The 22,604-nt window shown below is 75.6% G+C and carries 23 protein-coding genes and 2 pseudogenes; 15 read left to right on the top strand and 10 right to left on the bottom strand.

Annotated elements, in window-relative coordinates:
* Window positions 1–48: 48 nt before the first annotated feature.
* Both frr and GOBS_RS19445 read left to right on the top strand, forming a co-directional pair.
* Window positions 49–606, top strand: a complete 558-nt coding sequence (gene frr / locus GOBS_RS19450; RefSeq protein WP_012949980.1) for a ribosome recycling factor — start codon at window positions 49–51, stop codon at window positions 604–606.
* Window positions 607–626: 20 nt separating this feature from the next.
* On the top strand, window positions 627–1,673 hold the full coding sequence (locus tag GOBS_RS19445) for a phosphatidate cytidylyltransferase (protein ID WP_012949979.1): 1,047 nt from the start codon (window positions 627–629) through the stop codon (window positions 1,671–1,673).
* On the opposite strand, the gene GOBS_RS25730 is transcribed toward GOBS_RS19445, so the two are convergent.
* From GOBS_RS25730 to GOBS_RS19420, 5 genes are read right to left on the bottom strand one after another with little or no spacing between them, the layout of a single operon-like run.
* A complete protein-coding gene (locus GOBS_RS25730) occupies window positions 1,640–2,764 on the bottom strand; it encodes a DUF952 domain-containing protein (RefSeq protein WP_012949978.1) in 1,125 nt (374 codons plus the stop codon). The two genes, GOBS_RS19445 and GOBS_RS25730, sit on opposite strands and share 34 nt — an antisense overlap.
* On the bottom strand, window positions 2,761–3,537 hold the full coding sequence (locus tag GOBS_RS19435) for a polyphosphate kinase 2 family protein (protein ID WP_012949977.1): 777 nt from the start codon (window positions 3,535–3,537) through the stop codon (window positions 2,761–2,763). Before GOBS_RS19435 ends, GOBS_RS25730 begins: the two co-directional genes overlap by 4 nt.
* A 31-nt stretch (window positions 3,538–3,568) precedes the next feature.
* Complete coding sequence (locus tag GOBS_RS19430; protein ID WP_012949976.1) at window positions 3,569–4,195, bottom strand: dihydrofolate reductase family protein; 627 nt, start codon at window positions 4,193–4,195, stop codon at window positions 3,569–3,571.
* Between the two features lie 59 nt (window positions 4,196–4,254).
* Window positions 4,255–5,247, bottom strand: coding sequence for an RNA polymerase subunit sigma-70 (locus GOBS_RS19425; RefSeq protein ID WP_012949975.1), 993 nt, complete (start codon window positions 5,245–5,247; stop codon window positions 4,255–4,257).
* Window positions 5,244–5,885: a TrmH family RNA methyltransferase gene (locus GOBS_RS19420; RefSeq protein ID WP_012949974.1), complete on the bottom strand. Its 642-nt coding sequence runs from the start codon at window positions 5,883–5,885 to the stop codon at window positions 5,244–5,246. The genes GOBS_RS19425 and GOBS_RS19420 overlap by 4 nt, the downstream gene beginning before the upstream one ends.
* A gap of 300 nt (window positions 5,886–6,185) precedes the next feature.
* Here GOBS_RS19420 and GOBS_RS19415 point away from each other — a divergent pair, with 300 nt between their 5' ends.
* From GOBS_RS19415 to GOBS_RS19405, 3 genes are all read left to right on the top strand, one after another.
* Window positions 6,186–7,214 carry a hypothetical protein gene (locus GOBS_RS19415; protein ID WP_166487466.1) on the top strand — a complete coding sequence of 343 codons (1,029 nt, stop codon included), beginning with the start codon at window positions 6,186–6,188 and terminating at the stop codon, window positions 7,212–7,214.
* Between the two features lie 63 nt (window positions 7,215–7,277).
* Window positions 7,278–8,465 carry a dual-specificity RNA methyltransferase RlmN gene (gene rlmN / locus GOBS_RS19410; RefSeq protein ID WP_012949972.1) on the top strand — a complete coding sequence of 396 codons (1,188 nt, stop codon included), beginning with the start codon at window positions 7,278–7,280 and terminating at the stop codon, window positions 8,463–8,465.
* Window positions 8,462–9,178 (top strand): VIT1/CCC1 transporter family protein, encoded by a 717-nt coding sequence (locus GOBS_RS19405; protein ID WP_012949971.1) that lies wholly within the window; start codon window positions 8,462–8,464, stop codon window positions 9,176–9,178. Before rlmN ends, GOBS_RS19405 begins: the two co-directional genes overlap by 4 nt.
* 6 nt (window positions 9,179–9,184) lie before the next feature.
* Here the strand turns inward: GOBS_RS19405 and GOBS_RS19400 are convergent, their stop codons facing one another.
* The 3 genes from GOBS_RS19400 to GOBS_RS19390 all read right to left on the bottom strand — a co-directional run bounded on the left by GOBS_RS19400 (window position 9,185) and on the right by GOBS_RS19390 (window position 11,739).
* Window positions 9,185–10,162, bottom strand: coding sequence for an LCP family protein (locus GOBS_RS19400; RefSeq protein WP_012949970.1), 978 nt, complete (start codon window positions 10,160–10,162; stop codon window positions 9,185–9,187).
* A 2-nt stretch (window positions 10,163–10,164) separates the two neighbouring features.
* Window positions 10,165–11,109, bottom strand: a complete 945-nt coding sequence (locus GOBS_RS26890) for a hypothetical protein (RefSeq protein ID WP_012949969.1) — start codon at window positions 11,107–11,109, stop codon at window positions 10,165–10,167.
* 303 nt (window positions 11,110–11,412) lie between these two features.
* Complete coding sequence (locus tag GOBS_RS19390) at window positions 11,413–11,739, bottom strand: DUF2631 domain-containing protein (protein WP_012949968.1); 327 nt, start codon at window positions 11,737–11,739, stop codon at window positions 11,413–11,415.
* A gap of 88 nt (window positions 11,740–11,827) precedes the next feature.
* Here GOBS_RS19390 and dxr point away from each other — a divergent pair, with 88 nt between their 5' ends.
* The 5 genes from dxr to GOBS_RS19365 all read left to right on the top strand — a co-directional run bounded on the left by dxr (window position 11,828) and on the right by GOBS_RS19365 (window position 18,720).
* Window positions 11,828–13,024, top strand: coding sequence for a 1-deoxy-D-xylulose-5-phosphate reductoisomerase (dxr, locus tag GOBS_RS19385; protein WP_012949967.1), 1,197 nt, complete (start codon window positions 11,828–11,830; stop codon window positions 13,022–13,024).
* 10 nt (window positions 13,025–13,034) lie between these two features.
* On the top strand, window positions 13,035–14,399 hold the full coding sequence (locus GOBS_RS19380; protein WP_012949966.1) for a M50 family metallopeptidase: 1,365 nt from the start codon (window positions 13,035–13,037) through the stop codon (window positions 14,397–14,399).
* Window positions 14,400–14,595: 196 nt separating this feature from the next.
* Window positions 14,596–15,759 carry a flavodoxin-dependent (E)-4-hydroxy-3-methylbut-2-enyl-diphosphate synthase gene (ispG, locus tag GOBS_RS19375; RefSeq protein WP_012949965.1) on the top strand — a complete coding sequence of 388 codons (1,164 nt, stop codon included), beginning with the start codon at window positions 14,596–14,598 and terminating at the stop codon, window positions 15,757–15,759.
* Between the two features lie 8 nt (window positions 15,760–15,767).
* Complete coding sequence (locus tag GOBS_RS19370; RefSeq protein ID WP_012949964.1) at window positions 15,768–16,646, top strand: GNAT family N-acetyltransferase; 879 nt, start codon at window positions 15,768–15,770, stop codon at window positions 16,644–16,646.
* Window positions 16,647–16,854: 208 nt separating this feature from the next.
* Entirely contained in the window at window positions 16,855–18,720 is a 1,866-nt protein-coding gene (locus GOBS_RS19365) for a penicillin-binding transpeptidase domain-containing protein (protein WP_243697547.1), read from the top strand.
* Window positions 18,721–18,792: 72 nt separating this feature from the next.
* Here GOBS_RS19365 and GOBS_RS19360 read toward each other — a convergent pair whose 3' ends face one another.
* Both GOBS_RS19360 and GOBS_RS19355 read right to left on the bottom strand, forming a co-directional pair.
* On the bottom strand, window positions 18,793–19,245 hold the full coding sequence (locus GOBS_RS19360) for a ferritin-like domain-containing protein (RefSeq protein WP_012949962.1): 453 nt from the start codon (window positions 19,243–19,245) through the stop codon (window positions 18,793–18,795).
* 15 nt (window positions 19,246–19,260) lie between these two features.
* Entirely contained in the window at window positions 19,261–19,746 is a 486-nt protein-coding gene (locus GOBS_RS19355; RefSeq protein WP_012949961.1) for a hypothetical protein, read from the bottom strand.
* 219 nt (window positions 19,747–19,965) lie between these two features.
* Here GOBS_RS19355 and rimP point away from each other — a divergent pair, with 219 nt between their 5' ends.
* The 5 genes and pseudogenes from rimP to GOBS_RS29405 all read left to right on the top strand — a co-directional run.
* Window positions 19,966–20,556 carry a ribosome maturation factor RimP gene (rimP, locus tag GOBS_RS19350; protein ID WP_012949960.1) on the top strand — a complete coding sequence of 197 codons (591 nt, stop codon included), beginning with the start codon at window positions 19,966–19,968 and terminating at the stop codon, window positions 20,554–20,556.
* A pseudogene (locus GOBS_RS29950) lies at window positions 20,553–21,167 on the top strand (NusA N-terminal domain-containing protein); the annotation flags it as partial. The gene rimP and the pseudogene GOBS_RS29950, both read left to right, overlap by 4 nt.
* A gap of 88 nt (window positions 21,168–21,255) precedes the next feature.
* Entirely contained in the window at window positions 21,256–21,699 is a 444-nt protein-coding gene (locus GOBS_RS29010) for a hypothetical protein (protein WP_341776587.1), read from the top strand.
* Between the two features lie 8 nt (window positions 21,700–21,707).
* On the top strand, window positions 21,708–22,127 hold the full coding sequence (locus tag GOBS_RS26565; protein WP_081448938.1) for a DUF448 domain-containing protein: 420 nt from the start codon (window positions 21,708–21,710) through the stop codon (window positions 22,125–22,127).
* Between the two features lie 66 nt (window positions 22,128–22,193).
* A pseudogene (locus tag GOBS_RS29405) lies at window positions 22,194–22,337 on the top strand (translation initiation factor IF-2 N-terminal domain-containing protein); the annotation flags it as partial.
* Window positions 22,338–22,604 lie beyond the last annotated feature (267 nt).

Below are 22,604 nucleotides of genomic sequence, written 5' to 3'. Positions count from 1 at the left end.
AGACCCGCACCCGCGGCAGAGCGCCCGCCGCACCAGGAGGAGAGACCCGTGATCGACGACACCCTGCTCGACGCCGAGGAGCGGATGGACAAGGCCCTGTCGGTCGCGCGCGAGGACCTCGGCTCGGTGCGCACCGGGCGCGCCGCGCCCTCGATGTTCAACAAGATCCTGGTCGACTACTACGGTGCGCCGACGCCGGTGCCGCAGATGTCGTCGATCACCGTGCCCGAGGCGCGCATGGCGGTCATCAAGCCCTACGACACCGGCCAGCTGTCGGCCATCGAGAAGGCCATCCGCGACAGCGACCTCGGCGTCAACCCGACCAACGACGGCCAGATCATCCGCGTGGTCTTCCCCCAGCTGACCGAGGAGCGCCGCCGCGACCTGGTCAAGCAGGCGCGCGCCAAGGGCGAGGACGCCAAGGTCGCCATCCGCAACGTGCGACGCCGGGCCAAGGAGGAGCTCGACCGCATCGCCAAGGACGGTGAGGCCGGCGAGGACGACGTGCGCCGCGCGGAGAAGGAGCTCGACGACCTCACCGCCAAGCACACGCACGGCATCGACGAGGCGGTCAAGAACAAGGAGAACGAGCTGCTCGAGGTCTGAACCGGCCGGACCCTCCCGACATGACCCCCGACCCCGACCCCGACACCGGGCCGATCCCGCTGGTCGGCCGGCGCCCGGCACCGCCTCCGCAGGCCAGGCCGCGGACGCGGACCGAGCTGCGGACCGCGCCGCTGCCGGTGCAGGAGCCGGCTCCCGCAGAGCCGTCCCCGCCGGAGCCGGGGACGAGCCAGCTCGAGGTCCCCACGTCGACGACGGAGTCCGTGGGCCCGGACCTGGTGCAGGGGCCCACGAAGAAGCCCGGGCGGGCCGGACGGGACATGGTGGCCGCGATCGGGGTCGGTGCCGGCCTCGGCGCGGTCATCCTGTCCTCGCTGCTGGTCTACCGGCCGGCGTTCCTGCTGGTCCTGCTCGTGGCCATCCTCGTCGGCGTCGTCGAGCTCACCCGGGCGCTGCAGGCCGGGGGAGTCCGCGCCCCGCTGGTGCCCGTCCTCGCCGGCACCGTCGCGATGCTGGCCCTGGCCTGGACCCGCGGTGCCTCCGGGCTCGTGGTGGCGTTCCTGCTCACCGTGCTCGCCGTCCTGCTGTGGCGGCTGGGCGACGGTCCCGACGGCTACCTGCGGGACGCCTCGGCCGGCGTCCTGGTGGCGCTGTACGTGCCGTTGCTGGCGGGCTTCTGCGTGCTGCTGCTGGTGCCCGACGACGGCGCGGCCCGGGTCCTCGCCTTCATCGCGACCGTCGTCGGCAACGACGTCGGTGGCTTCGCCGCCGGGGTGCTCTTCGGCAAGCACCCCATGGCGCCCTCGGTCAGCCCCAAGAAGTCGTGGGAGGGGATGGCCGGCTCCGTCCTCGGCTGCGTGCTGGTCGCGACCCCGATCGTGACCCTCGCCCTCGGCGGGCCGTGGTGGGGCGGGGTGCTCTTCGGCGTCGCCCTCGCCGTCAGCGCGACCGCCGGCGACCTCGGCGAGTCGCTCATCAAGCGCGACCTCGGCATCAAGGACATGGGCAACCTGCTCCCCGGCCACGGCGGGATCATGGACCGGCTGGACTCGTTGCTGCCCTCGGCCGCGGTGGCCTACCTGCTGCTCTCGGTCGTGGCACCCGCCTGAGTCGAGACCTCCCAGGTGGAGCCCACCGGGACGAAGCCGCGCCGGGCGTACCAGTGCCTCGGCCAGTCGGCGGCGTCGGCCTCCAGCACCACGAGGTCGCAACCGGCGCCCGCGGCGCGGTCCAGCGCGGCGGCCAGGACGGCGTCCCCGTGCCCGCGTCCCCGCGCCGCCGGGTCGGTGGTCAGCGACTCGAACGCGGCGGTCGCGCCGTCGACGCGCAGCTGACCCGCCGACACCACCCGGCCGTCCTCCCGGACGGCGAGGTCGGTGACCGCGACCACCCGGTCGTTGCGGTGCTCGCGGCCGACCAGCTGCGCCACCACCTCGTCCAGGTCGGCCTCGGACGGCGGAAGGTCACGCCGCCAGGAGCGCTCCCACAGGTCGTGCACCTCCCGCTGGTCGACCGCCTCGGCGCGTCGCCCGGGGATCGGAGGCGCGGCCGGGCGGGCCATCACCAGCAGCTCCTCGGCCTGCCACCCGCGCCCGGCCAGCTCGGCGGCGACGTCGTCCGCACCGGCCCAGGTCAGCGACGCGGCGACGTGCGGCCAGCCCGCGTCGGCGGCGAGCGCGGCCGCGGTCGCCGCGACGGTGCCGGCGTCCACCGGTTCGTGGAGCACCAGGCGGTTGTCGTCGCGCGAGTACCGGAAGCCCGGGTCCAGGACGGCCACGCCGCCGGGGACGTCGCGCAGCTCGGCGGCGCGCCGCACCCGCAGCGACCGGTGCAGTGTCAGTGCCCGACCCAGCGGGTCGTCCGGCCGGGGGAGCACCGGCTCGGCGGGCGGCCGGTGGGGGACCACGGCGACGACGGCGCTCGTCGGTAGCGGGCCGTGCAGGTGCGGGAAGCGCATGCCGGGTGGGTCGCCGGGCACGCCGGGGGCCCAGCGCACCGGGCCGGGGAGCCGTGCGGGGTCGATGACGAGCAGCACCAGGTCCCGCCGTCCGGGGAACAGCCGCTCGGCCGGGAGGTGGACCTGCCCGGGGGCGGACAGGTGCACGAACCCCTGGTCGGCCAGGGACGGCGGGCGCAGCGCCCCGGTGTCGAGCGCCGCGCGCCAGGCCGCGGGCTCCACCAGGTGGACCAGGACCGTCATGCGGCGGCTTCGGGCAGAGGCGGGTCGGGGTCGATGCCGCGGGCCTGGAGCGCCGACTCGACCGCCTCGCACACGGTGCGCACCACGGCCACCCGCGCCGACCGCTTGTCGTCGGCGGCCACGACGTGCCACCGGCCGGCGGGGGTGTCGGTGCGCTCGAGCATCTCCTCGACGGCGTCCTCGTAGGCCGGGCGCTGGTCGCGGTTGCGCCAGTCCTCGTCGGTGAGCTTCCACGCGCGGTAGGGGTCGTCGCGGCGGGACTGGAAGCGGCGCAGCTGCTCCTCGGGGGAGACGTGCATCCAGAACTTCACCAGCACCGTGCCCTCGGCCGCCAGCGTCGTCTCTAGGTCGACGATCTCGCGGTAGGCCCGCTGCCACTGCTCCTCGGTGGCGAAGCCCTCCACCCGCTCGACCAACACCCGGCCGTACCAGGTGCGGTCGAGCACGGCCATGCCGCCCCAGCCGGGCAGCACCGGCCAGAACCGCCACAGGAAGTGGTGCCGCTTCTCGTCGAAGGTGGGGGCCGCGAACTGGGCGACCCGCACGTGCCGGGGGTCGAGCTGCTCGACCAGCCGCTTGATGGCCCCGCCCTTGCCCGAGGCGTCCCAGCCCTCGAACAGCACGCACAGCGGCGGTCCCAGCTCACCGGAGCCGATCTGCCCGCCGAGCAGCAGGCGCAGGTGCACCAGCCGCTCCTGGGCCTGCGCCAGCTGGTGCTTGGCCTCCTTCTTCGACAGCCGCACGGACAGGTCGACCTCGGCGAGACGGCTCATGCCCGGAGCCTGGCCCACGTGGCACCGGCTGTCAGCTCGGCCGGGCGCGGTCGACGGTGTAGTGCAGCAGGACGCTGTCCGAGCCGGGGCGCCGGGACGTGTCGCGCAGCCGGAGGTGCGCCGGGACGCCGTCCGGGAACGCGCGCAGCCCCGCGCCCAACAGGGCGGGGCCCACCAGGAGGAACAGCTCGTCGACCAGGCCGGCGGGGAGCAGGTCGCCCCACAGCGTCCGGCTGCCGAACACCAGGACGTCCCCGCCGGCCTCCTCCTGCAGCGCGGCCACGGCCGCGTGTGCTTCGGCCCGCCGGACGATCGTGGTGGTCTGCGCCCAGGGGCCGGTGTCGGCCGGGGTCAGGGAGTCGGAGACGACCACCTTGGGCAGCTCGGCGTTGCGCCGCGCCGTCTCGCGGTGCAGCTCGGCGACCGACGGGTCGAGCTGCACCGCCGGGGACACCGTCGGGTCCTCGGCGACGGCCGGCCAGTACGCCACCATCCCGCGGTAGGTGGTGGCGCCCAGCAGCAGGGTGCCGGCGGCGCGCAGCCGCTCGAGGTTGAGGGCGTCGAACGAGCCGTCCATGGGAAGGCGTGAGATGTCGCCGCCGGGGCCGGCGACGAACCCGTCCAGGGACACGATGGTGCTGACGACGACGGTGCGCACGGGATCTCCTCGGGTCGTGGTCCTCGGTCGTCCGTACAGAGACACCCCGGGCGCCGCACTCATCGGTCGCCTGCGGATCCCGTTCCGAAGAGCCGGTGCAGCGCGGGGTCGACGAACCCGGCGATCCAGTCCACCCGCCCGTCGCGCAGACCCAGGACGGTCACCGACCCCGGGTGCCACCCGCCGTCGGCGTACTGCTCGCACAGCAGGCCGATCGAGGCGTTGACCGGCGCCGGCCTGAGCCGCCAGGGCGTCGCGAACACCCGGTCGGTGAGGAAACGGCCGACGTCGGTCCGGCCGGCGAACCAGGCCGGCAGCGGCGGCATGGTGAAGCGGACGTCCTCGGTGAGCAGGTCCAGCAGGGCAGGGACGTCGGCCCGCTCCCACGCGCCGACGAACCGGTCGACCAGCGCGGCCCTGCCGGCGTCCCCGAGCCGTGCCAGTTCGGCCTGCTGGCTGGACCGCGACGTCTGCCCGGCCACCGCTGCCCGGGCCCGCTGCAGTGCGCTGTTCACCGACGCCGGCGTGGTGGCCAGCAGCGCCGCGGCCTCGGTCGCGCTGTACCCGAGCACCTCGCGCAGGAGCAGCACCGCGCGCTGGGTGGCCGGCAGGTGCTGCAGGGCGGCCACGAAGGCCAGCTCCACGCTCTCCCGGCGCAGGTAGGCCGTGGCCGGGTCCTCGTCGTCGACCAGGTCCCCGGGGAGCGGCTCCAGCCAGACCGGTCCGGGTACGGGCTCGCCCAGGTCCGCGACGTCGCTGCGGGGCGGTCCGGCGTCCGGGGACAGCAGCCGGGGGCGGCGGCGCGCCTGGCGCAGGCAGACCGACGTCGCCACCCGGTACAGCCACGTGCGCAGGGAGCTGCGTCCCTCGAAGCCGGGCAGGCCGCGCCAGGCGGCGAGCAGCGTCTCCTGGAGGGCGTCCTCGGCGTCCTGCGGGGAGCCGAGCATGCGGTAGCAGTGCGCGACCAGCTCACGGCGGTGCCGGGTGACCAGGCGGCCGAAGGCCTCCTCGTCCCCGGACCGGGCGGCGGTCAGGTCGTCGTCCGTGGTCACGGCCGGTCCAGGTCCGCGTGCTGCCGGACCCAGGCGTGCATCGCGATGCCCGCCGCGACCCCGGCGTTGACCGACCGGGTCGAGCCGAACTGGGCGATCGACAGGACGCCGTCGGCGGCGTCGCGCGCCTCCGCCGACAGGCCGGTGCCCTCCTGGCCGAACAGCAGCACGCAGGCGCGGGGGAGCGGCTCGGTCTCCAGCGGGCGGGCGCCGGGCAGGTTGTCGACGGCGAGCAGCGGCAGCCCGTCGGACCGCGCCCACGTCACCAGCGCTGCGACATCGGGGTGGTGGCGCACGTGCTGGTAGCGGTCGGTGACCATCGCACCCCGGCGGTTCCAGCGCCGCCGTCCGACGATGTGCACCTCGGCGGCCAGGAAGGCGTTGGCGGTGCGCACGACAGTGCCGATGTTGAGGTCGTGCCGCCAGTTCTCGATGGCGACGTGGAAGGGGTGCCGGCGGGTGTCGAGGTCGGCGACGATCGCCTCGACGGTCCAGTAGCGGTAGCGGTCGACGACGTTGCGCCGGTCGCCGGCGGCCAGCAGCTCGGGGTCGTAGCGGGGGTCCTCGGGCCACGGGCCGTCCCACGGGCCCACCCCGACGGTGTCCAGCGGGATGGGGTCCGTCTCCGCCTGGGTCACCCGGCCGACGCTAGCTGGCCGCGCGTCCGCTCCGTTCGGGGACCGCGCCGGCAGCAGGACCGCGTGCCGGCCCGTGTGGGCAGCCTCGCGCCGGTCGCCGGTCGCGCCTGCGGGGACCGGCCGGACCCGTCCGGCACCATGACTCCACTCCGTTGCGTAAGAGCGCCATGACGATGAGTGGCTGGAGGTGTGATGGCGGCACGGCAGGACGACGAGGAACAGCTCGACCCCGGGCCGGCCGGCACCGCACCGGCTGCTAACGGGTCGCCAGTCGACCGGGCGTCGGCGGAGGAGGGCCCCGTGCCACCGGACGACGACTGGGAGCAGGCCTGGCTGCCCGGGTGGTTGACCGGACCCGAGGCGGACGCCGGGGAGGCGCCGGCGGACGTCCCCGAGGGCGGGGACCGGGAGGACGGCGGTCGGGAGGGCGACGCGCCCGGGCAGGCCGTCGCGGAGCCGCTCCCCGTCGAGGAGCCACAGCCGGTCGCGGAGCCGCAGCCGGTCGCGGAGCCGCAGCCGGTCGCGGAGCCGCAGCCGGTCGAGGAGCCGCAGCCGGTCGAGGAGCCGGAACCCGTCGTGGTCGAGACCGTGCGCCCGCGGGTCGTCGTCGCCGCGCGCGTGCGGCCCCGGCGCCGCGCGGCGACCGCCGTGGTGGTCGCCCTGCTCACCGCCGGTGGCATCGCGGGCGCGGCCCTGCTGGCCCGGTCGACCTCCGGCCCGGTCCCGACCGCGGACGTGCAGTCCTCGCCGGGTGCGGTCGCCGCACCCACCGCGGGTGCGCCCGCGACCCGGCCGCCCGGCATCGCGGACGCCGTCTCGGCCGCGCCGACGACGAGCACCGCGGTGCCGACCACCTCGGTGCAGGAGGCCTCCACGCCGCGGAAGACCTTCCAGCCCCCAGCTCCGGTGCCGCTCCCCGCCGCCGTACCGCCGGCCGCCTCGCCGGCGACCGTCCGGGACCCCGACGCGTCGCTGCCCGTGGTCGTCCTGCCGGAGCCGGTCGAGTCGCCGGTGCCGGCTCGGACGGACGGACCCACCGACCTCACGGTGCCCACCGAGGCTGATGAGGACGCGGACCCGATCGACGAGCCGCCGCCCACGCCCGAGTCCCCGCCAGTGGAGGAGACCGGGGAGGACCCGGACGAGGAGACCGGGGAGGAGCTGGACGAGGACCTCGACGAGGACCGAGTCGAGGACCCCACCGACGACCCGGGGCCCACGCCCATCGACGTCCCCCAGCCGGACCCGACGGACGGCGACGGACCGGACGTGCCGACCCCCGCGACACCGGAGGCGCCCGCTCCGGACCTCGAGGGGCAGGTGCCCTGAGCGAGCGACCTCACCCGCGGAGCGGCACACGCGCCGGTGCGGGGTGGGACCATGGAGGGCGCCATGACTGCCCTCCCCCTGGTCTTCGACGCCCCCCGCCGGGGCAAGCCGCCGCGCCACCTGGCCGACCTCACCCGTGAGGAGGCCCGCGCCGCGGTCACCGAGCTGGGTCAGCCCGCCTTCCGGGCCGACCAGCTCACCCGGCACTTCTACCGGGGCGTCACCGACCCGGCGCAGATGACCGACCTGCCGGCCGCGGTGCGCGAGGAGCTCACCGGCGCGCTGCTGCCCGGGCTGCTGACGCCGGTGCGGACGCTCAGCGCTGATGGCGGCCGCACCCGCAAGACGCTGTGGCGGCTGCACGACGGCGCGCTGGTCGAGAGCGTGCTGATGCGCTACCCGGACCGCGCCACCGTCTGCATCTCCAGCCAGGCCGGCTGCGGCATGGCCTGCCCCTTCTGCGCAACCGGCCAGAACGGGCTGACCCGCAACCTCTCCGCCGCGGAGATCATCGGCCAGGCGGTCGCGGCCGCCGCGGCGATGGCGAATGGCGAGGTCCCCGGCGGGCCCGGGCGGCTGTCCAACGTCGTCTTCATGGGCATGGGCGAGCCGCTGGCCAACTACGCGCGGGTCCGCAAGACCCTCGACGCGCTGGTGACCCCGGCGCCGCACGGGCTGGGCCTGTCCCAGCGCTCGGTGACCGTCTCCACGGTCGGCGTCGTCCCGGCGATCCGGCGGCTCACCGAGGAGGGGCTGCACGTCACCCTCGCGGTCAGCCTGCACGCGCCCGACGACGAGCTGCGCGACACCCTGGTGCCGATCAACACGCGCTGGAAGGTCGGCGAGGTGGTGGCCGCCGCGGATGCCTACGCCGAGCGCACCGGCCGCCGTTACTCGGTGGAGTACGCACTGATCCGTGACGTGAACGACCAGCCCGAGCGGGCCGACCTGCTCGGCCGGCTGCTCGCCGACCGGCGCGCACACGTCAACCTCATCCCGCTCAACCCGACGCCGGGAAGCAAGTGGGACGCCAGCCCGCTGCCCGCCCAGCGCGAGTTCGTCGCCCGGCTGCGCGCGCACGGCGTGCCGACGACGGTCCGCGACACCCGCGGGCAGGACATCGACGGCGCCTGCGGGCAGCTGGCCGCGGCCGACCGGGAGGACGGGGTCCTCCTGGGCGTCCCGGCCGTGGCGCTGCCGCAGCCGTCCCTCGAGCCGCCGGTGGAGATGGGCGCCGAGGCGGACCAGTGAGCTCGGGGCCCCCGGCAGCCGAGGCGCACGAGCACACCCACGCCGACGTCTCCGGCGGCTGGCTCCGGGCCGCGGTCTTCGGCGCCATGGACGGGCTGGTGACCAACACCGCGCTCGTCGCCGGCGTCGGCGGCGGTGGGGCCTCCGCCCGCGCGATCGTGCTCTCCGGGGTGGCCAGCCTGGTCGCCGGTGCCATCTCGATGGCGCTGGGGGAGTACACCTCGGTGCGGACGCAGAACGAGCAGCTCGACCTCGAGGTGGAGAAGGAGCGCCGGGAGCTCGAGCGCAACCCGGGCGGGGAGCTCGCCGAGCTGGTGCAGATGCTGCGGGGCCGCGGCGTGGACGCCGACCTCGCCCAGCAGGTCGCCGTCCAGCTGCACCGCGACCCCGACACCGCCCTGCGGCTGCACGTGGTCGCCGAGCTGGGGCTCAACCCGGCCGACCAGCCCTCGCCGCGGACGGCGGCGGTCTCCTCGTTCCTCACCTTCGCCACCGGCGCGGTGATCCCGCTGCTGCCCTACCTGCTCGGCTTCTCGCTGCTGTGGGCGGCGCTGCTGTGCGGCGGACTCGGTCTGGCGGCGGCGGGCGCCCTGTCGTCGCGCTTCACGCCGCGGCCCTGGTGGTACGCGGCAGGGCGCCAGCTGCTCTTCGGCGCGGTCGCGGCCGGGGTCACCTACGCGATCGGGCTGGCGATCGGCGTCGGCGTCTCCTGACGCCCGTCAGCCGTCGCAGGAGAGCCCAGCCTCCTCGATCGCGGCGCGCGTCCCAGCGGTGGGCAGCGCCACCGGCACGGCGCTGTCCCTCAGGTCGCTCGGCACCACCTCGACCGTCGACAGGTCTGCGCCGGCGAGCGCGGCCAGATCGGCCACGGAGGTCCCCGCGTCGACGGTGAGTGCCCCGGTGGTCGCCCATCCCACGCTCTGCGACCGCCAGGGCCGGACGACCGATCCGCGGACGGCGTCCACCAGGGCCCTGAGCACCGTGCCCGCGGCCGACGCCCGTCCCTCCGGGTCCATCGGCACCGGCGTCCACACCCCGTCGACGAGGTGCTGCGGGTGCCGGGAGCGGACCAGGGCCAGCGCGGTGCGCCCGTCGACGTGCTGGACGCCGGCCTGCGGCAGGTCCAACCCGGCGCCCGGGTCGCGTACCGGGACCGGCACGTCCACCGTGAGCCCGCCGGCTGCGTCGACGACCTCGGCGAACCCCGCGAAGTCGACCGCGACCAGGTGGTCGGCGTCGATGCCGATGGAGCAGAGGGCGTCGACCGTCGCCCGGGGACCGTCCCGCCACGTGAGGGTCAGCCGGGTGGGCCGCCCGTCCTGCAGGACCAGCAGGTCCCGTGGCACCGACAGGACCCTGGTCCCGGCATCGGTCTGGTGGACCACGAGCACCACGTCGGCCCGGGTGCCGGGGACGTCGTCGGGGGTGCCGAAGTCGGCGGGATCGGCACCGGCGGGCAGGCGGTCCCGCGAGTCCAGGCCGACCAGCACCCAGGTCCGGCCGTCGGAGTCGTCGGCCGCGAGGTCCACGGCCACCTCGTCGACGCGCCCGGCGAGCAGCGCGACGTCCGCACCGGCCGTGACCAGCAGCAGGACGAGGACGGCGAGGGCGACCCGCGTCCACCCCTGCCGTCCCGGGAACGGCCGACGCCGGCCAGGGCAGCCCTGGCCGGCGTCGGGGTCGTGCGGTTCGGTCACGCTCAGGCCTGCGAGCCCTCCGCGGACCGGCGGCGGGCGGCGAACACCAGGCCGCCACCCAGCGCCAGGGCACCCACACCCAGGCCCAGCGGGAGGGCGACGTCGGCGCCGGTGTAGGCCAGGTTCGACGACGAGGCGTTCGAGGTGGCCGCGGCCGCGGTCACGGTGAGGGACTCCTGGAAGTAGGTGCCCATGTTGCCCTCGTAGACCAGGGTGTGCTCACCGGTCGGGGTGCCGGCCGGGACGGTGAACTGGACCGTCACGGTGCCGTTGGCGTCGGCGGTGAAGGTGCCGAGGGTCTGCGGGGTCGAGTGCAGGGTCACCGTGACGACCTCGTGCGGCTTGAAGCCGGTGAGGACCTTGACGACCTTGCGGCCCAGCGGCGTGCTGTCACCGGTGGCGGAGCCGCCGTCCGGGCTGGTGACACCCGAGGTGTTGGCCTGCGAGCCGCGGATCGCCCCCGTCGGCTTGGTCTCCGGTGCGCTGGTGGTGGGGGCCGCGGTCTCGGTCGGGGTGGACGGCGTGGCCGCGGGAGCGGTGAGGACCACGGAGCCGAGGGGGTACTCGCTGACGAGCCCACCGTTGTAGAGGAGACAGGCCGCGGCGACGACGTACTCGCCCGCGGGGTCGCCGGGCTCGAAGGCCAGCTCGATCGACCACTTGCCGTCCTCGCCCGGCTCGGTCACGTCGGCGAAGAGGGGCTCCTCGGCCTCCGCGTCCCCGACGGCGACGGCGACCACGTTCCTCGTCGTCTCGTCGGCGTAGTTCTCCGAGACGCAGTCCGCGCCGGAGACGGTGAAGGTCTGCTCTGCGGCCACGGTGCCCGGGGCGACGACGGGAGCGCTGGGGGCGGCGGCGAACGCGGCCGGGGCGAGCAGCAGACCCGCCGCCGCGGTGGTGGCGGTCAGGCCGGTCACGGCTGCGGCGCGGGCTGTGGTGCGGGACATCGTCGGCTCTCCGCTCGATCAGGAGTCCGGGTGCTCCGGACCTCTCTCGCACTGTCTATCGACTGGCGACCGTCCGAGCTGTAGCTGACAGTCACCAAGATCGGACGCATCGTCGGCCAGATTCGACGAACGCCGCCTCAGCAGGCCCAGCCGTCACACCTGGCACGCGTGCACGAGAGGAACCCCGGGAGCCGGGGTTGCGAAGGCGACACCTGACATCCGGCTCCGGTGGGTCCCGCCCCCTCCCCACGAACGACGAGAGGCCCGCCCCCGGCAGGGGACGGGCCTCTTCGTGCGGTCGCGCTACTTGGCGCGCCAGGCGTTCCGACGACGGCGCCAGTCCAACACCAGGATCAGCACCATCAGTGCGGCGATGCCGACGACCCACAGGTCCTCGACGCGGCCCTCGTGGTTGCCGATGAGGTAGGAGAGCATGAACAGCGTCACGATGACCCCGCCGATGCGGCCCCACCGACCGGTCTCGCCGTGCCAGCCCCACTCCTCGGGGCGCTCGTGCTCCACGGGGTGGGCGTCGGCCCGGACGACGCCCTCCTCGCGCCCGGGCTGGTTGACCCGCCCCGTCCCGGGGTGGTCCACGGAGATCCGCTGACGGTGGGTCTGCTCGCTCACACGGCCATCCTGCCAGCCCGCCTGACGCGGCACCCGCCGAGGGAGGACGGCGCGTCGACCCGGCGGAGCGTCGGGGAGGATGCGCGCCGTGGACGGCGTGCGCGAGGTGACGGTGCTGGGCTCCACCGGGTCGATCGGCCGGCAGGCCATCGCGGTGGCCCGGCAGAACCCGGACCGGCTGCGGATCACCGGCCTGGCCGCCGGCGGCGGGGACGTCGCCCGGCTCGCCGAGCAGGCGCTGTCCCTCGGCGTCCGCACCGTCGCGGTGGCGAAGGCGACCGCCGCGCAGGACCTCCAGCTGGCCTTCTACGCCGCGGCCTCCCAGCGCGGCTGGTCCCGGGGGGAGTACGCGCTGCCGGAGATCCTCGCCGGCCCGCGGGCGGCCGAGGAGCTCGCCGCCCGCCCCGCCGACGTCGTCCTCAACGGCATCACCGGCTCGATCGGACTGCGGCCCACGCTGGCGGCGCTGCAGGCCGGCCGCACCGTTGCGCTGGCCAACAAGGAGTCGCTCGTGGCCGGCGGTGAGCTGGTCACCGCGGCGGCCGCGCCCGGCCAGCTGGTGCCGGTCGACTCCGAGCACTCGGCGCTGGCGCAGTGCCTGCGCGGCGGGCACATGAGCGAGGTGGCCCGGCTGGTGCTCACCGCCAGCGGCGGGCCGTTCCGCGGCCGCACCGCCGCCGAGCTGGCCGACGTCACCGTCGAGCAGGCGCTGGCGCACCCGACGTGGGCGATGGGCCCGGTGGTGACGATCAACTCCGCGACTCTGGTCAACAAGGGCCTGGAGCTCATCGAGGCGCACCTGCTCTTCGACGTCCCCCTCGCCGACGTCGACGTCGTGGTGCACCCGCAGTCGATCGTGCACTCGATGGTGACCTTCGCCGACGGCGCCACCATCGCCCAGGCCAGCCCGCCGGACATGCGGCTGCCGATCGCGCTGGCCCTGGCCTGGCCCGACCGGCTGCCGCACGTCCAGCCGGCCCTGGACTGGTCGGCGGCGAGCACCTGGGAGTTCGCGCCGCTGGACGACGAGGCGTTCCCGGCCGTCGCGCTGGCCCGCTCCGCCGGCGAGGCGGGGGGCGTGGCCCCGGCGGTCTACAACGCGGCCAACGAGGAGGCGGTGGCGGCGTTCCTGGCGGGTCGGCTGCCGTTCCGGGGCATCGTCGACCTCGTCGCGCGTACCCTCGACGACGCGCCGGACCTCGGCGCCCCCACCTGCGTCGAGGACGTCCTGGCGGCGGAGGGGTGGGCCCGGCAGCACGCCGGACGTGTGATCGCCGGAGGCTGAGCTGAGCGGGTTGCTGCTGACCGTCCTCGGGATCGTCGCCTTCGCGGCCGGTCTGCTGTTCTCGATCGCCTTCCACGAGTACGGGCACTTCTTCTGGGCCCGGAAGTTCGGCATGCGGGTGCCGCAGTTCATGGTCGGTTTCGGCCCGACGCTGTTCTCCCGCACGCGGGGGGAGACCGAGTACGGGATCAAGGCCGTCCCGCTGGGCGGCTACATCCGCATCGTCGGGATGATCCCGCCGGCCGAGGAGAACGAGAGCACGCGGGCCACCCGCATGCGCTCGTTCATCGCCGAGGTGCGCGGCGCCGCGCTCGACGACGTCCGCCCCGGCGACGAGGGCCGGGTGTTCTACGCCAAGCCCTGGTGGCAGCGGGTCATCGTGATGTTCGCCGGCCCCTTCCACAACCTGGTGCTCGCGGTCCTGCTCTTCACGGTGCTGCTCACCGTCGTCGGCACCAGCGTGCTGACCACGACGGTGCGCGACGTCCCCGCGTGCGTGCTGCCCGCGGGTGCCGTCACCGCGCTGCAGGACGACGCCTGCTCGGTGCCGCTCACGCCCGAGGGGCAGACCTGCGAGGCGGGGGCGGCAGGCTGCGCGCTGCCGCAGCAGAGCCCCGCCGCGGCCGCCGGGCTGCGTTCCGGCGACACGATCGTCGCCATCGGGGGCCGGCCGCTGGACCCGACCGCGTACGACAGCTGGACGGCGGTGCAGGAGGCGATCCGCACCAGCCCCGGTCAGCCGCTGGACGTCACCATCGAGCGGGACGGCGCGCGGCAGCGGCTCACCGTCACGCCGATCCCCAACACCGTCTACGCCGACCCGACCGACCCCACCGAGGGGACGACGACCGCCGGCTACCTCGGGATCTCGCCGAGCGTCCAGCTGGCCCGGCAGGACGCCGCGGCCATCCCCGGCTACTTCGGGATGATCGTGACGAACGCCGTCGAGCGGCTGGTCGAGATCCCCGAGCGCATCCCGCAGCTGTTCCGCGCGGCGTTCCTGGGTGAGGAGCGCGACCCCAACGGGCCGATCGGCGTCGTGGGCGTCGGCCGCATCTCCGGCGAGGTCTTCGCCATCCCCGAGCTCACCGGCACGGAGAAGGTCAGCACGTTCCTGCAGCTGCTGGCCAGCATCAACCTGGTGCTGTTCCTGTTCAACCTGCTGCCGATCTACCCGCTCGACGGCGGGCACGTCGCCGGCGCGCTGTACGAGAAGGCGCGCGCGGTCGTCGCCCGGCTGCGTGGCCGGCCCGACCCCGGCCCGTTCGACATCGCCCGGCTGATGCCGGTCGCCTACCTCGTGGCGGGCCTGTTCGTCGTCCTCTCGGGCCTGCTGCTGATCGCCGACATCGTCAACCCGATCACCCTGCAGTGAGCCGGGTCCGGGTCCGGTCGTGGTGACCGGGCCCGGGCGCGGACGGCGGGGTCAGCCGCCGACGAGGGGTCGGTGCGTCCAGGTGCGGCCGTGCGGCGTCCGGGTCGTCGGCCAGCCAGGAGGCGTGGGCCGCCGACGATGCGGGCGTCACACCTGCGCCACCAGCACCGTCGCGTCTCCGGGGGATACTGGGGGCATGGCGATCCCCGTCGGTCTCGGCATGCCCGAGGTACCCCCGCCCGTCCTCGCGCCCCGTCGCAAGACCCGCCAGCTCATGGTGGGCGACGTCGGCGTCGGCAGCGACCACCCGGTCAGCGTGCAGTCGATGACGACGACCAAGACCGCCGACATCAACGCCACGCTGCAGCAGATCGCCGAGCTCACCGCCTCGGGCTGCCAGATCGTTCGGGTCGCCGTCCCGGACACCGACGATGCCGAGGCGCTGCCGATCATCGCGAGGAAGTCGCAGATCCCGGTCATCGCCGACATCCACTTTCAGCCGCGGTACGTGTTCGCCGCGATCGACGCCGGCTGCGCCGCCGTCCGCGTCAACCCCGGCAACATCAAGAAGTTCGACGACAAGGTCGGCGAGATCGCCCGGGCGGCCAAGGGTGCCGGCATTCCGATCCGGATCGGCGTCAACGCCGGGTCGCTCGACAAGCGGTTGCTGGCCAAGTACGGCAAGGCCACCCCGGAGGCGCTGGTCGAGTCCGCGCTGTGGGAGTGCTCGCTGTTCGAGGAGCACGACTTCCGCGACATCAAGATTTCGGTCAAGCACAACAACCCGGTGGTCATGGTGCGCGCCTACGAGCTGCTGGCCGCGCAGTGCGACTACCCCCTGCACCTCGGCGTCACCGAGGCCGGCCCCGCGTTCCAGGGCACCATCAAGTCCGCCGTCGCCTTCGGCGCGCTGCTCTCCCAGGGCATCGGCGACACCATCCGCGTCTCCCTCTCGGCCCCGCCGGCCGAGGAGGTCAAGGTCGGAACCCAGATCCTCGAGTCGCTGAACCTGCGCCAGCGCGGCCTGGAGATCGTCAGCTGCCCGTCGTGCGGACGTGCGCAGGTCGACGTCTACAAGCTCGCCGACGAGGTCACCGCCGGCCTCGACGGCCTGGAGGTGCCGCTGCGGGTGGCCGTCATGGGCTGCGTCGTCAACGGCCCGGGCGAGGCCCGCGAGGCCGACCTGGGCGTGGCCTCGGGCAACGGCAAGGGCCAGATCTTCGTCAAGGGCGAGGTCGTCAAGACCGTCCCCGAGTCGCAGATCGTCGAGACGCTGATCGAGGAGGCCATGCGCCTGGCTGACGGCATGACCGCCGCCGACGGGACGTCGCCCGGCTCGCCCGTCGTCACCGTCGCCTGACCGTCCCGGTGCTGCGCACGCCGGTGTCCTCCACCCACCCCGCCGCCCCGGCGGCCCGGGTCCTCGACGAGACCGACGAGCCCGCCGTCCGCGCCCTGTTCGCCAGCGACCCGGTGGCCGCGTGCGTCATCGCGGGGCGGGTGGAGGCCGCCGGCACCGCCGCCGCGGCCCTCGGCGCACCGCTGTGGGGGCTGGGCAGCGGGCGCTCGCTGGACGCGGTCTGCCTGGCCGGGGCGAACCTGATCCCCTTCGCCCTGCCCGGCGCGGAGCGGGCGGCGGCGACGGCCTTCGCCGACCGCGCCCGCCGCGCGGGCCGGCGCTGCTCGACCATCGTCGGCCCGGCCGCGTCCGTGGACCCGCTGTGGGAGCTGCTGGCGCCTTCCTGGGGCCCGGCCCGCGACCACCGGCCCCGGCAGCCGCTGTTGGCCATCGAGGGGCCGCCGGCGATCGCCCCCGAGCCCCGGGTGCGCCCGGTGCGCCCGGCCGAGATCAGCGTCCTGCTGCCGGCGGCGGTGGCGATGTTCACCGAGGAGGTCGGGGTCAGCCCGCTGCGGGTCGACGGCGGCGCCGGCTACCGCGCCCGGGTGGCCGACCTGGTCCGCGCGGGGCAGTCGCTGGCGTGGATCGAGCGCGGCGAGGTGCTGTTCAAGGCCGAGATCGGCGCGGTGTCCCGCAGCGTCTGCCAGGTGCAGGGCGTGTGGGTCGCCCCCGCCCACCGCGGCCGCGGCATCGGCACCGCGGGCATGGCGGCGGTCGTCGAGTACGCCCGCACCGCGATCGCGCCGGTGGTCAGTCTCTACGTCAACGACTTCAACGGCCCCGCCCGCGCGGCCTACGCGCGGGTCGGGTTCCGCGAGGTCGGGCGGTTCGCCAGCGTCCTCTTCTGAGGGAGGACCCTCCTGCTCCCCACCGCTCGCAGGCTCGCAGCAGGCCCTTGCAGGGAGGCCAGCGCGCCGGGGGCCGACCGCGTGCGCCACCGCAGGTCCATGATCGTCGGGGATCGGGGGCCACGGCTCGGCACCGAGGTCCCGGGCCCGGCGTCTGGTAGCACTGGTCCCCGTGCGCACACGCCGGGGGACGGTCCTGGGATCCACGTTGACACTGCTCGCCGTGCCGGTGCTGGCGGCCTGCTCGGGGAACGCCGAGGACGACGTCCGGTCCGCAGCGGAGGCCTTCCTCGCCGACTGGGCGGCCGGGGACACCGCGGCCGCCGCCGGCGCGACCACCGACCCCGCCGCGGCGACCACGCTGCTGGAGCAGACCGCCTCCGACCTGCCCGAGGCCACGCTGAGCCCCGAACTCGGCCAGGTGTCCATCGAGGACGGCACGGCCACCGTCGGCTGGACCGCCACCTGGGACCTCGCGGCCGCGCCCGACTGGAGCTACCCGGGCACCCTGCGCCTGCAGGAGGCCGACGAGGGCTGGGACGTCGTCGCCGAGCCCGCCCTCGTCCACCCGGAGCTGGGGGAGGGCCAGCGGCTGCTGCTCGAGCGGCGACTGCCCGAGCGCGCCGCCGTCACCGACGCGGCCGGTCAGCCGCTGTTCGCGCCCACCGAGGTCGTCAACGTCGGCGTCGACCCGGGCCAGGTCACCGACCTGCCTGCGCTGGCCGCCGGGCTGTCGGCGGCCACCGGGATCGCCGCCGAGGAGATCGTCGCCGACGTCCAGGCCGCGCCGGCCGGCCAGTTCGTCCCGGTCATCACGCTGCGCCGTCCGGACTTCGAGGCCATCCGCGGGCAGGTCTTCGACCTGCCCGGCGCGGTCTTCCCGACCGACACCCGGCTGCTCGCGCCCAGCCCCCGGTTCGCCTCCGCGCTGCTCGGCCGGGTCGGCCCGGCGACCGCCGAGGTGCTCGAGGAGACCGCCGAGGACGGCGCGCCGGTCTACGCCGCCGGCGACGAGCTCGGCCTCTCCGGGCTGCAGCGCGCCCTCCAGGCGCAGCTCACCGGCACCCCCGGTTTCACCGTCACCGTGGTCAGCGCCGCCGAGAGCACCGGCGACACCAGCCGGCAGGTCGACGCGGTCGAGCCGGTGCCCGGCGAGCCGGTGCGGACGCCGCTGGTGCGTGCGGTGCAGACCGCCGCCGACGCCGCCGTCGCCACCCAGCAGCTGCCGACCCACCTGGTCGTCGTCCGGCCCGGCACGGGGGAGATCGTGGCGGTGTCCTCCAACGAGGCGGCCGCGGCGGGCAACGCGTTCACCGGCCAGTACCCGCCGGGCTCGAGTATGAAGACGATCAGCGCCACCGCGCTGCTGGCCACCGGCACGCTCACCCCGCAGACGCCGGTCGCCTGCCCGGGCACCTTCGTCGTCGAGGGCCGCGAGTTCGAGAACGCCGACCAGTTCGACCTGGGCACCGTGCCGTTTACCGAGGCCTTCGCGCAGTCCTGCAACACGACCTTCATGCAGCAGGGGCTGCAGCTGCCCGACGACGCCCTGGCCACGGCCGCCGCCTCCTACGGCGTCGGCACGGACTGGCAACTGCCGGTCGACGTGTTCGCCGGGGACGTGCCGGCCGACAGCACCGGGACGACGAAGGCGGCCAACGCGATCGGTCAGGGCCAGGTGCTCATGAGCCCCGCGCAGCTGGCCCTCGTCGCGGCGGGGGTGGCCGGCGGCACCCCGGCGGTGCCGGTCGAGGTCGTCGGCGCCGAGCCGGCCGGCCCGACGCCGGCCGGTCCGGACGCCGCGGTGCTGGAGGCGCTGCGGCCGATGATGCGCCAGGTCGTGCTCTCCGGGACGGCGCGCGCGCTGGCCGACCGCGGCGAGGTGTACGGCAAGACCGGCACCGCCGAGTACGGCAGCAACACCCCGCCGGACGCCCACGGCTGGTTCATGGGCTACCAGCTGGCCGGGCCGCAGGGCGACCTGGCGTTCGCGGTCCTCGTCGAGAGCGGTCAGTCCAGCAGCGTGGCCGTGGACGTGACCGACGCCTTCCTCGGCGGGCTGCCCCAGGCCTGAGGCGACCCCGTCCCGAGCGCCGCCGGCCCCGTCCAGGGGGCCTGCGACGAGGAGTGGGGAAGACGGGCCCTCCTACAGGCCCGGGAACGCGTCGGTGACCGGGATCCGGCCGGCGGCGGCGCGCCAGCCGACGGCGCGCACCTCCGCGGCGCCCAGCTCCCCGACCGCGAGCTCGCGCACGGCGGGCTCCGCGGCCTGGTCGAGCACCCGCACCCAGGCCGCGGAGACGCCCTCCTCGAGGGCGACGGCCAGCGTCGCGGCGTCCACCTCCGACAGGACCGGGAAGGGGAGGGTGTACCCCGCCTCGCGGGGGGCCGGGTCGGCGCCGCGGGACTCCAGCAGCGCCACCAGCCGGTCGCGGGCGTCCCGGTGGGCGACCTCGGCGGCCGCCGCGGGCCCGCGGGCGTCCCCCGGCAGTGCGGCGCCCACGGCGCCGTACCCCCACACGGCGGCGTGCTCGGCGGCCACCACCTCGTTCAGCGCGGCGGTCTCGGTGCCCTCGTCGAGGAGGCCGTCGTCAGCCACGTCCCTGCTCCTCCCTCACGCCAGTGCCGCCTCGTGCCCGCGCAGCCCCGCGGCGATCGACCCGAGCAGCGCCGCACGGGCGCCGGTCTGCCGGGCGCAGGCCCGGGCGTGGGCGCTCGCCGCCGCGGCCACCTGCTCGCGCAGCCAGGTGCGCACGTCCCCGCCGGCCGGGGGGGCCGGGGGGGCGGCGGAGGACGCGGCAGGCGACGCGGTCGGGGACGGCGCGGCGGCCCGCAGCCGGTCGAGCTGCTCGGTGGCCTGCGCGGCCAGGTCGCTCAGCGTCAGGGCGGGGTCGGCCGTCGTCGCCGCGGCGTAGGCGGCGACGACGGCCTCCTGGACGGCGACCTGCCCGGCCAGCCGATCGGCCTCCTCGGTGCTCACGGCCGGGGCCTCCGCAGAGCCCGCCGTGCAGCCGGCGACGAGGAGGGCGAGCCCGGCCGAGGCCGCCAGGAAGGCGCGGCGGGTGGAGCCCGCGGGAGCGGGAGCGAGGACGGGGGGCATCGCCACCATCCTCTCAGCCCCGCACCTGCCCGGTCGGGAGCACACGGCGAGCGGGTCCCCCGGCCGCCCGGTCTCGGGCCGGGCGGGAGGGCGGTAGCCTGACCCTCCGCCCGGTACCGGGCCGACGGTGCGTCCGCCGCTCCCCCGACGGGCCGCGACGCGGGGCGCCGGCCCCCACCGCGCGCGTGCCGTCGACCGAGCCAGGAGAGGGAGGGAGCCGTGTCCGCCGCCCCTCGCACCGACCCCGTCGCCACCCGCATGGCCGGGCTGGTCGCGCCGGTCGTGGAGGCCGCCGGGTACGACCTGGAGGAACTGGTCGTCACCCCGGCCGGCCGGCGCAGCATCGTCCGGGTCGTGGTCGACCGGGACGCCGGGGTGACCCTCGACGACGTCGCCGAGGTCAGCCGCGCGGTGTCCACGGCCCTCGACGAGCACGACGGCGAGTTCGGCAGCGCCCCCTACGTGCTGGAGGTCACCAGCCCCGGGGTCGACCGGCCGCTGACCGAGCCGCGGCACTGGCGGCGCAACACCGGGCGGCTGGTCACCGTCGCCGTGGGTCGCGAGGGCTCCTCCGAGCAGGTGACCGCTCGCGTGCTCGAGGTCGACGGCGACGGCGTGACCCTCGCGGTGGAGGCCAAGGGCAAGCCCGGGGCGAAGAAGCGGCCGCCCACCCGGCGGCAGGTGCCGTGGCAGGAGCTGGGCGCCGGCCGGGTGCAGGTGGAGTTCGGCCGGCCGGAGGCCGGCGGGGACAGCGAGCAGCACGACCAGCCGGATCCCGCGGAGGACGACGACGACGGAGGAGGACAGTGAACATCGACGTGACCGCCCTCAAGGCGGTCGAGCGGGAGAAGGGCATCCCGGCCGACACGGTCATCGAGGCCATCGAGACGGCTCTGGTGACCGCCTACCGGCACGCCGACGGCGCCAGCAAGCACGTGCGGGTGCACGTCGACCGCAAGACCGGCGAGGTCGCGGTGCTCGCCCAGGAGCTCGGGCCGGACGGCGAGGTCGTCCGCGAGTGGGACGACACCCCCTCGGACTTCGGCCGGATCGCCGCCAGCACCGCCAAGCAGGTCATCGTCCAGCGGCTGCGCGACGCCGAGCACGAGCAGACCTTCGGCGAGTACGCGGGTAAGGAGGGCGACATCGTCAGCGGCATCGTGCAGGCCGACCAGCGGCGCAACGCCAGCGGCACGGTGCTCGTCGACATCGGCAAGGTGGAGGCCGTGCTGCCCGCCGCCGAGCAGGTGCCGGGGGAGAGCTACCCGCACGGCAGCCGGCTGAGGGCCTACGTGGTGTCGGTCGCGCGCACCTACCGCGGCCCGCAGGTCACCGTCTCGCGCACCCACCCCAACCTGGTCCGCAAGCTCTTCGCCCTCGAGGTCCCCGAGATCGCCGACGGCAGCGTGGAGATCGTCGCGGTCGCGCGCGAGGCCGGGCACCGCTCGAAGATCGCCGTCCGCACCTCGGTGCCCCGGGCTCAACGCCAAGGGCGCGTGCATCGGCCCGATGGGGCAGCGGGTGCGCAACGTGATGAGCGAACTGCACGGCGAGAAGATCGACATCGTCGACTGGTCCGACGACCCCGCGACGTTCGTGGCCTCGGCGCTGAGCCCCGCCCGGGTGAACAGCGCGCAGCTGGTCGACCCCAAGGCCAAGGCGGTGCGGGTGGTCGTCCCCGACTTCCAGCTGTCGCTGGCCATCGGCAAGGAGGGGCAGAACGCCCGGCTCGCCGCGCGGCTGACCGGCTGCCGCATCGACATCCGCAGCGACGCCCAGCCCGACGACGCCGCGCCCTCGCCCGGGGTGGGGCGCGCGCCGCTGCGCTCCGGTGCGGCGGCTGCGCGCGGCGGTGCGCCCGGTGGCCGCCCCGGGGGGTCAGGTGGCGGCGCACGCCCCGGTCGGGTGCCCGGTGGCCGGAGCCCGGAACACCCGGGGCCCTCAGCGCGCTAGAGTGCAGGGTGGCCGAAACGTCGATCCCGGTGCGCACCTGTGTGGGCTGCCGGAAGCGCGCTCCGGTCACCGACCTGCTGCGCGTCGTCGCGCGGGACGGGGCCCTCGTCCCCGACCCGCGTCGGAGGCTCCCCGGCCGGGGCGCCTCGCTGCACCCCACCCCGGAGTGCCTGCGCACAGCGGAGCGACGCCGGGCCTTCTCCCGGGCGCTGCGCCTCCCCGGAGGCGGCAGCACCCCGGTGGAGGCCGGTCCGCTCCGGGACCACGTCCTCGGCGCGCCGTTCCCGGCGACCGCGGGGAGCGGGGCCCGGACGGGCGACCACGCACGAACGACAACCGCACCAGCACAGACGGACCCGCACCCGGCGGGTCCGCACGTCGAGAGCAGGACGTCGTCGGATGAGCAAGCCGTGAAGTCCCCCAGATGACCAGCCACATGCAGTACTGACGACGAGGTCGCGCGGGCAAGCCGCCGGCCTCACAAGAGGAGATCCGTGCCAGGCAAAGCCCGCGTACACGAACTCGCCAAGGAGTTCGGTGTCGACAGCAAGACCGTGCTCGCCAAGCTCAAGGAGCAGGGCGAGTTCGTGAAGTCCGCCTCCTCGACCGTCGAGGCCCCCGTGGCCCGGCGGCTCCGGGAGGCACTCGGCAGCAGCACCGGCAACGGCGGCGGCCAGGCGGCTCCCCGGCCCGGCCCGCGCCCGAGCGCACCCGCTGCCCCGCAGGCTCCGGTCGCCGCGGCTCCGTCCGCGCCGCCCGTCCCTGCCGCTCCCGCCGCGCCGTCCGCGCCGGCTCCCGCGCCGCAGCCGCCGGTGACCCGTGCCCCCGACGCGCCGACCCCGGGCCCGCGCCCGGTCACGGCCCGTCCCGGTGCGCCCGTCCCCGGTCCACGACCGACCGCGCCG

Origin of the sequence: Geodermatophilus obscurus DSM 43160, from assembly GCF_000025345.1 — a bacterium.
Taxonomy (GTDB): Bacteria; Actinomycetota; Actinomycetes; order Mycobacteriales; family Geodermatophilaceae; genus Geodermatophilus; species Geodermatophilus obscurus.
Note: the sequence above shows the minus strand (reverse complement) of the source record. Positions and strands in the feature narration are given on the sequence as shown.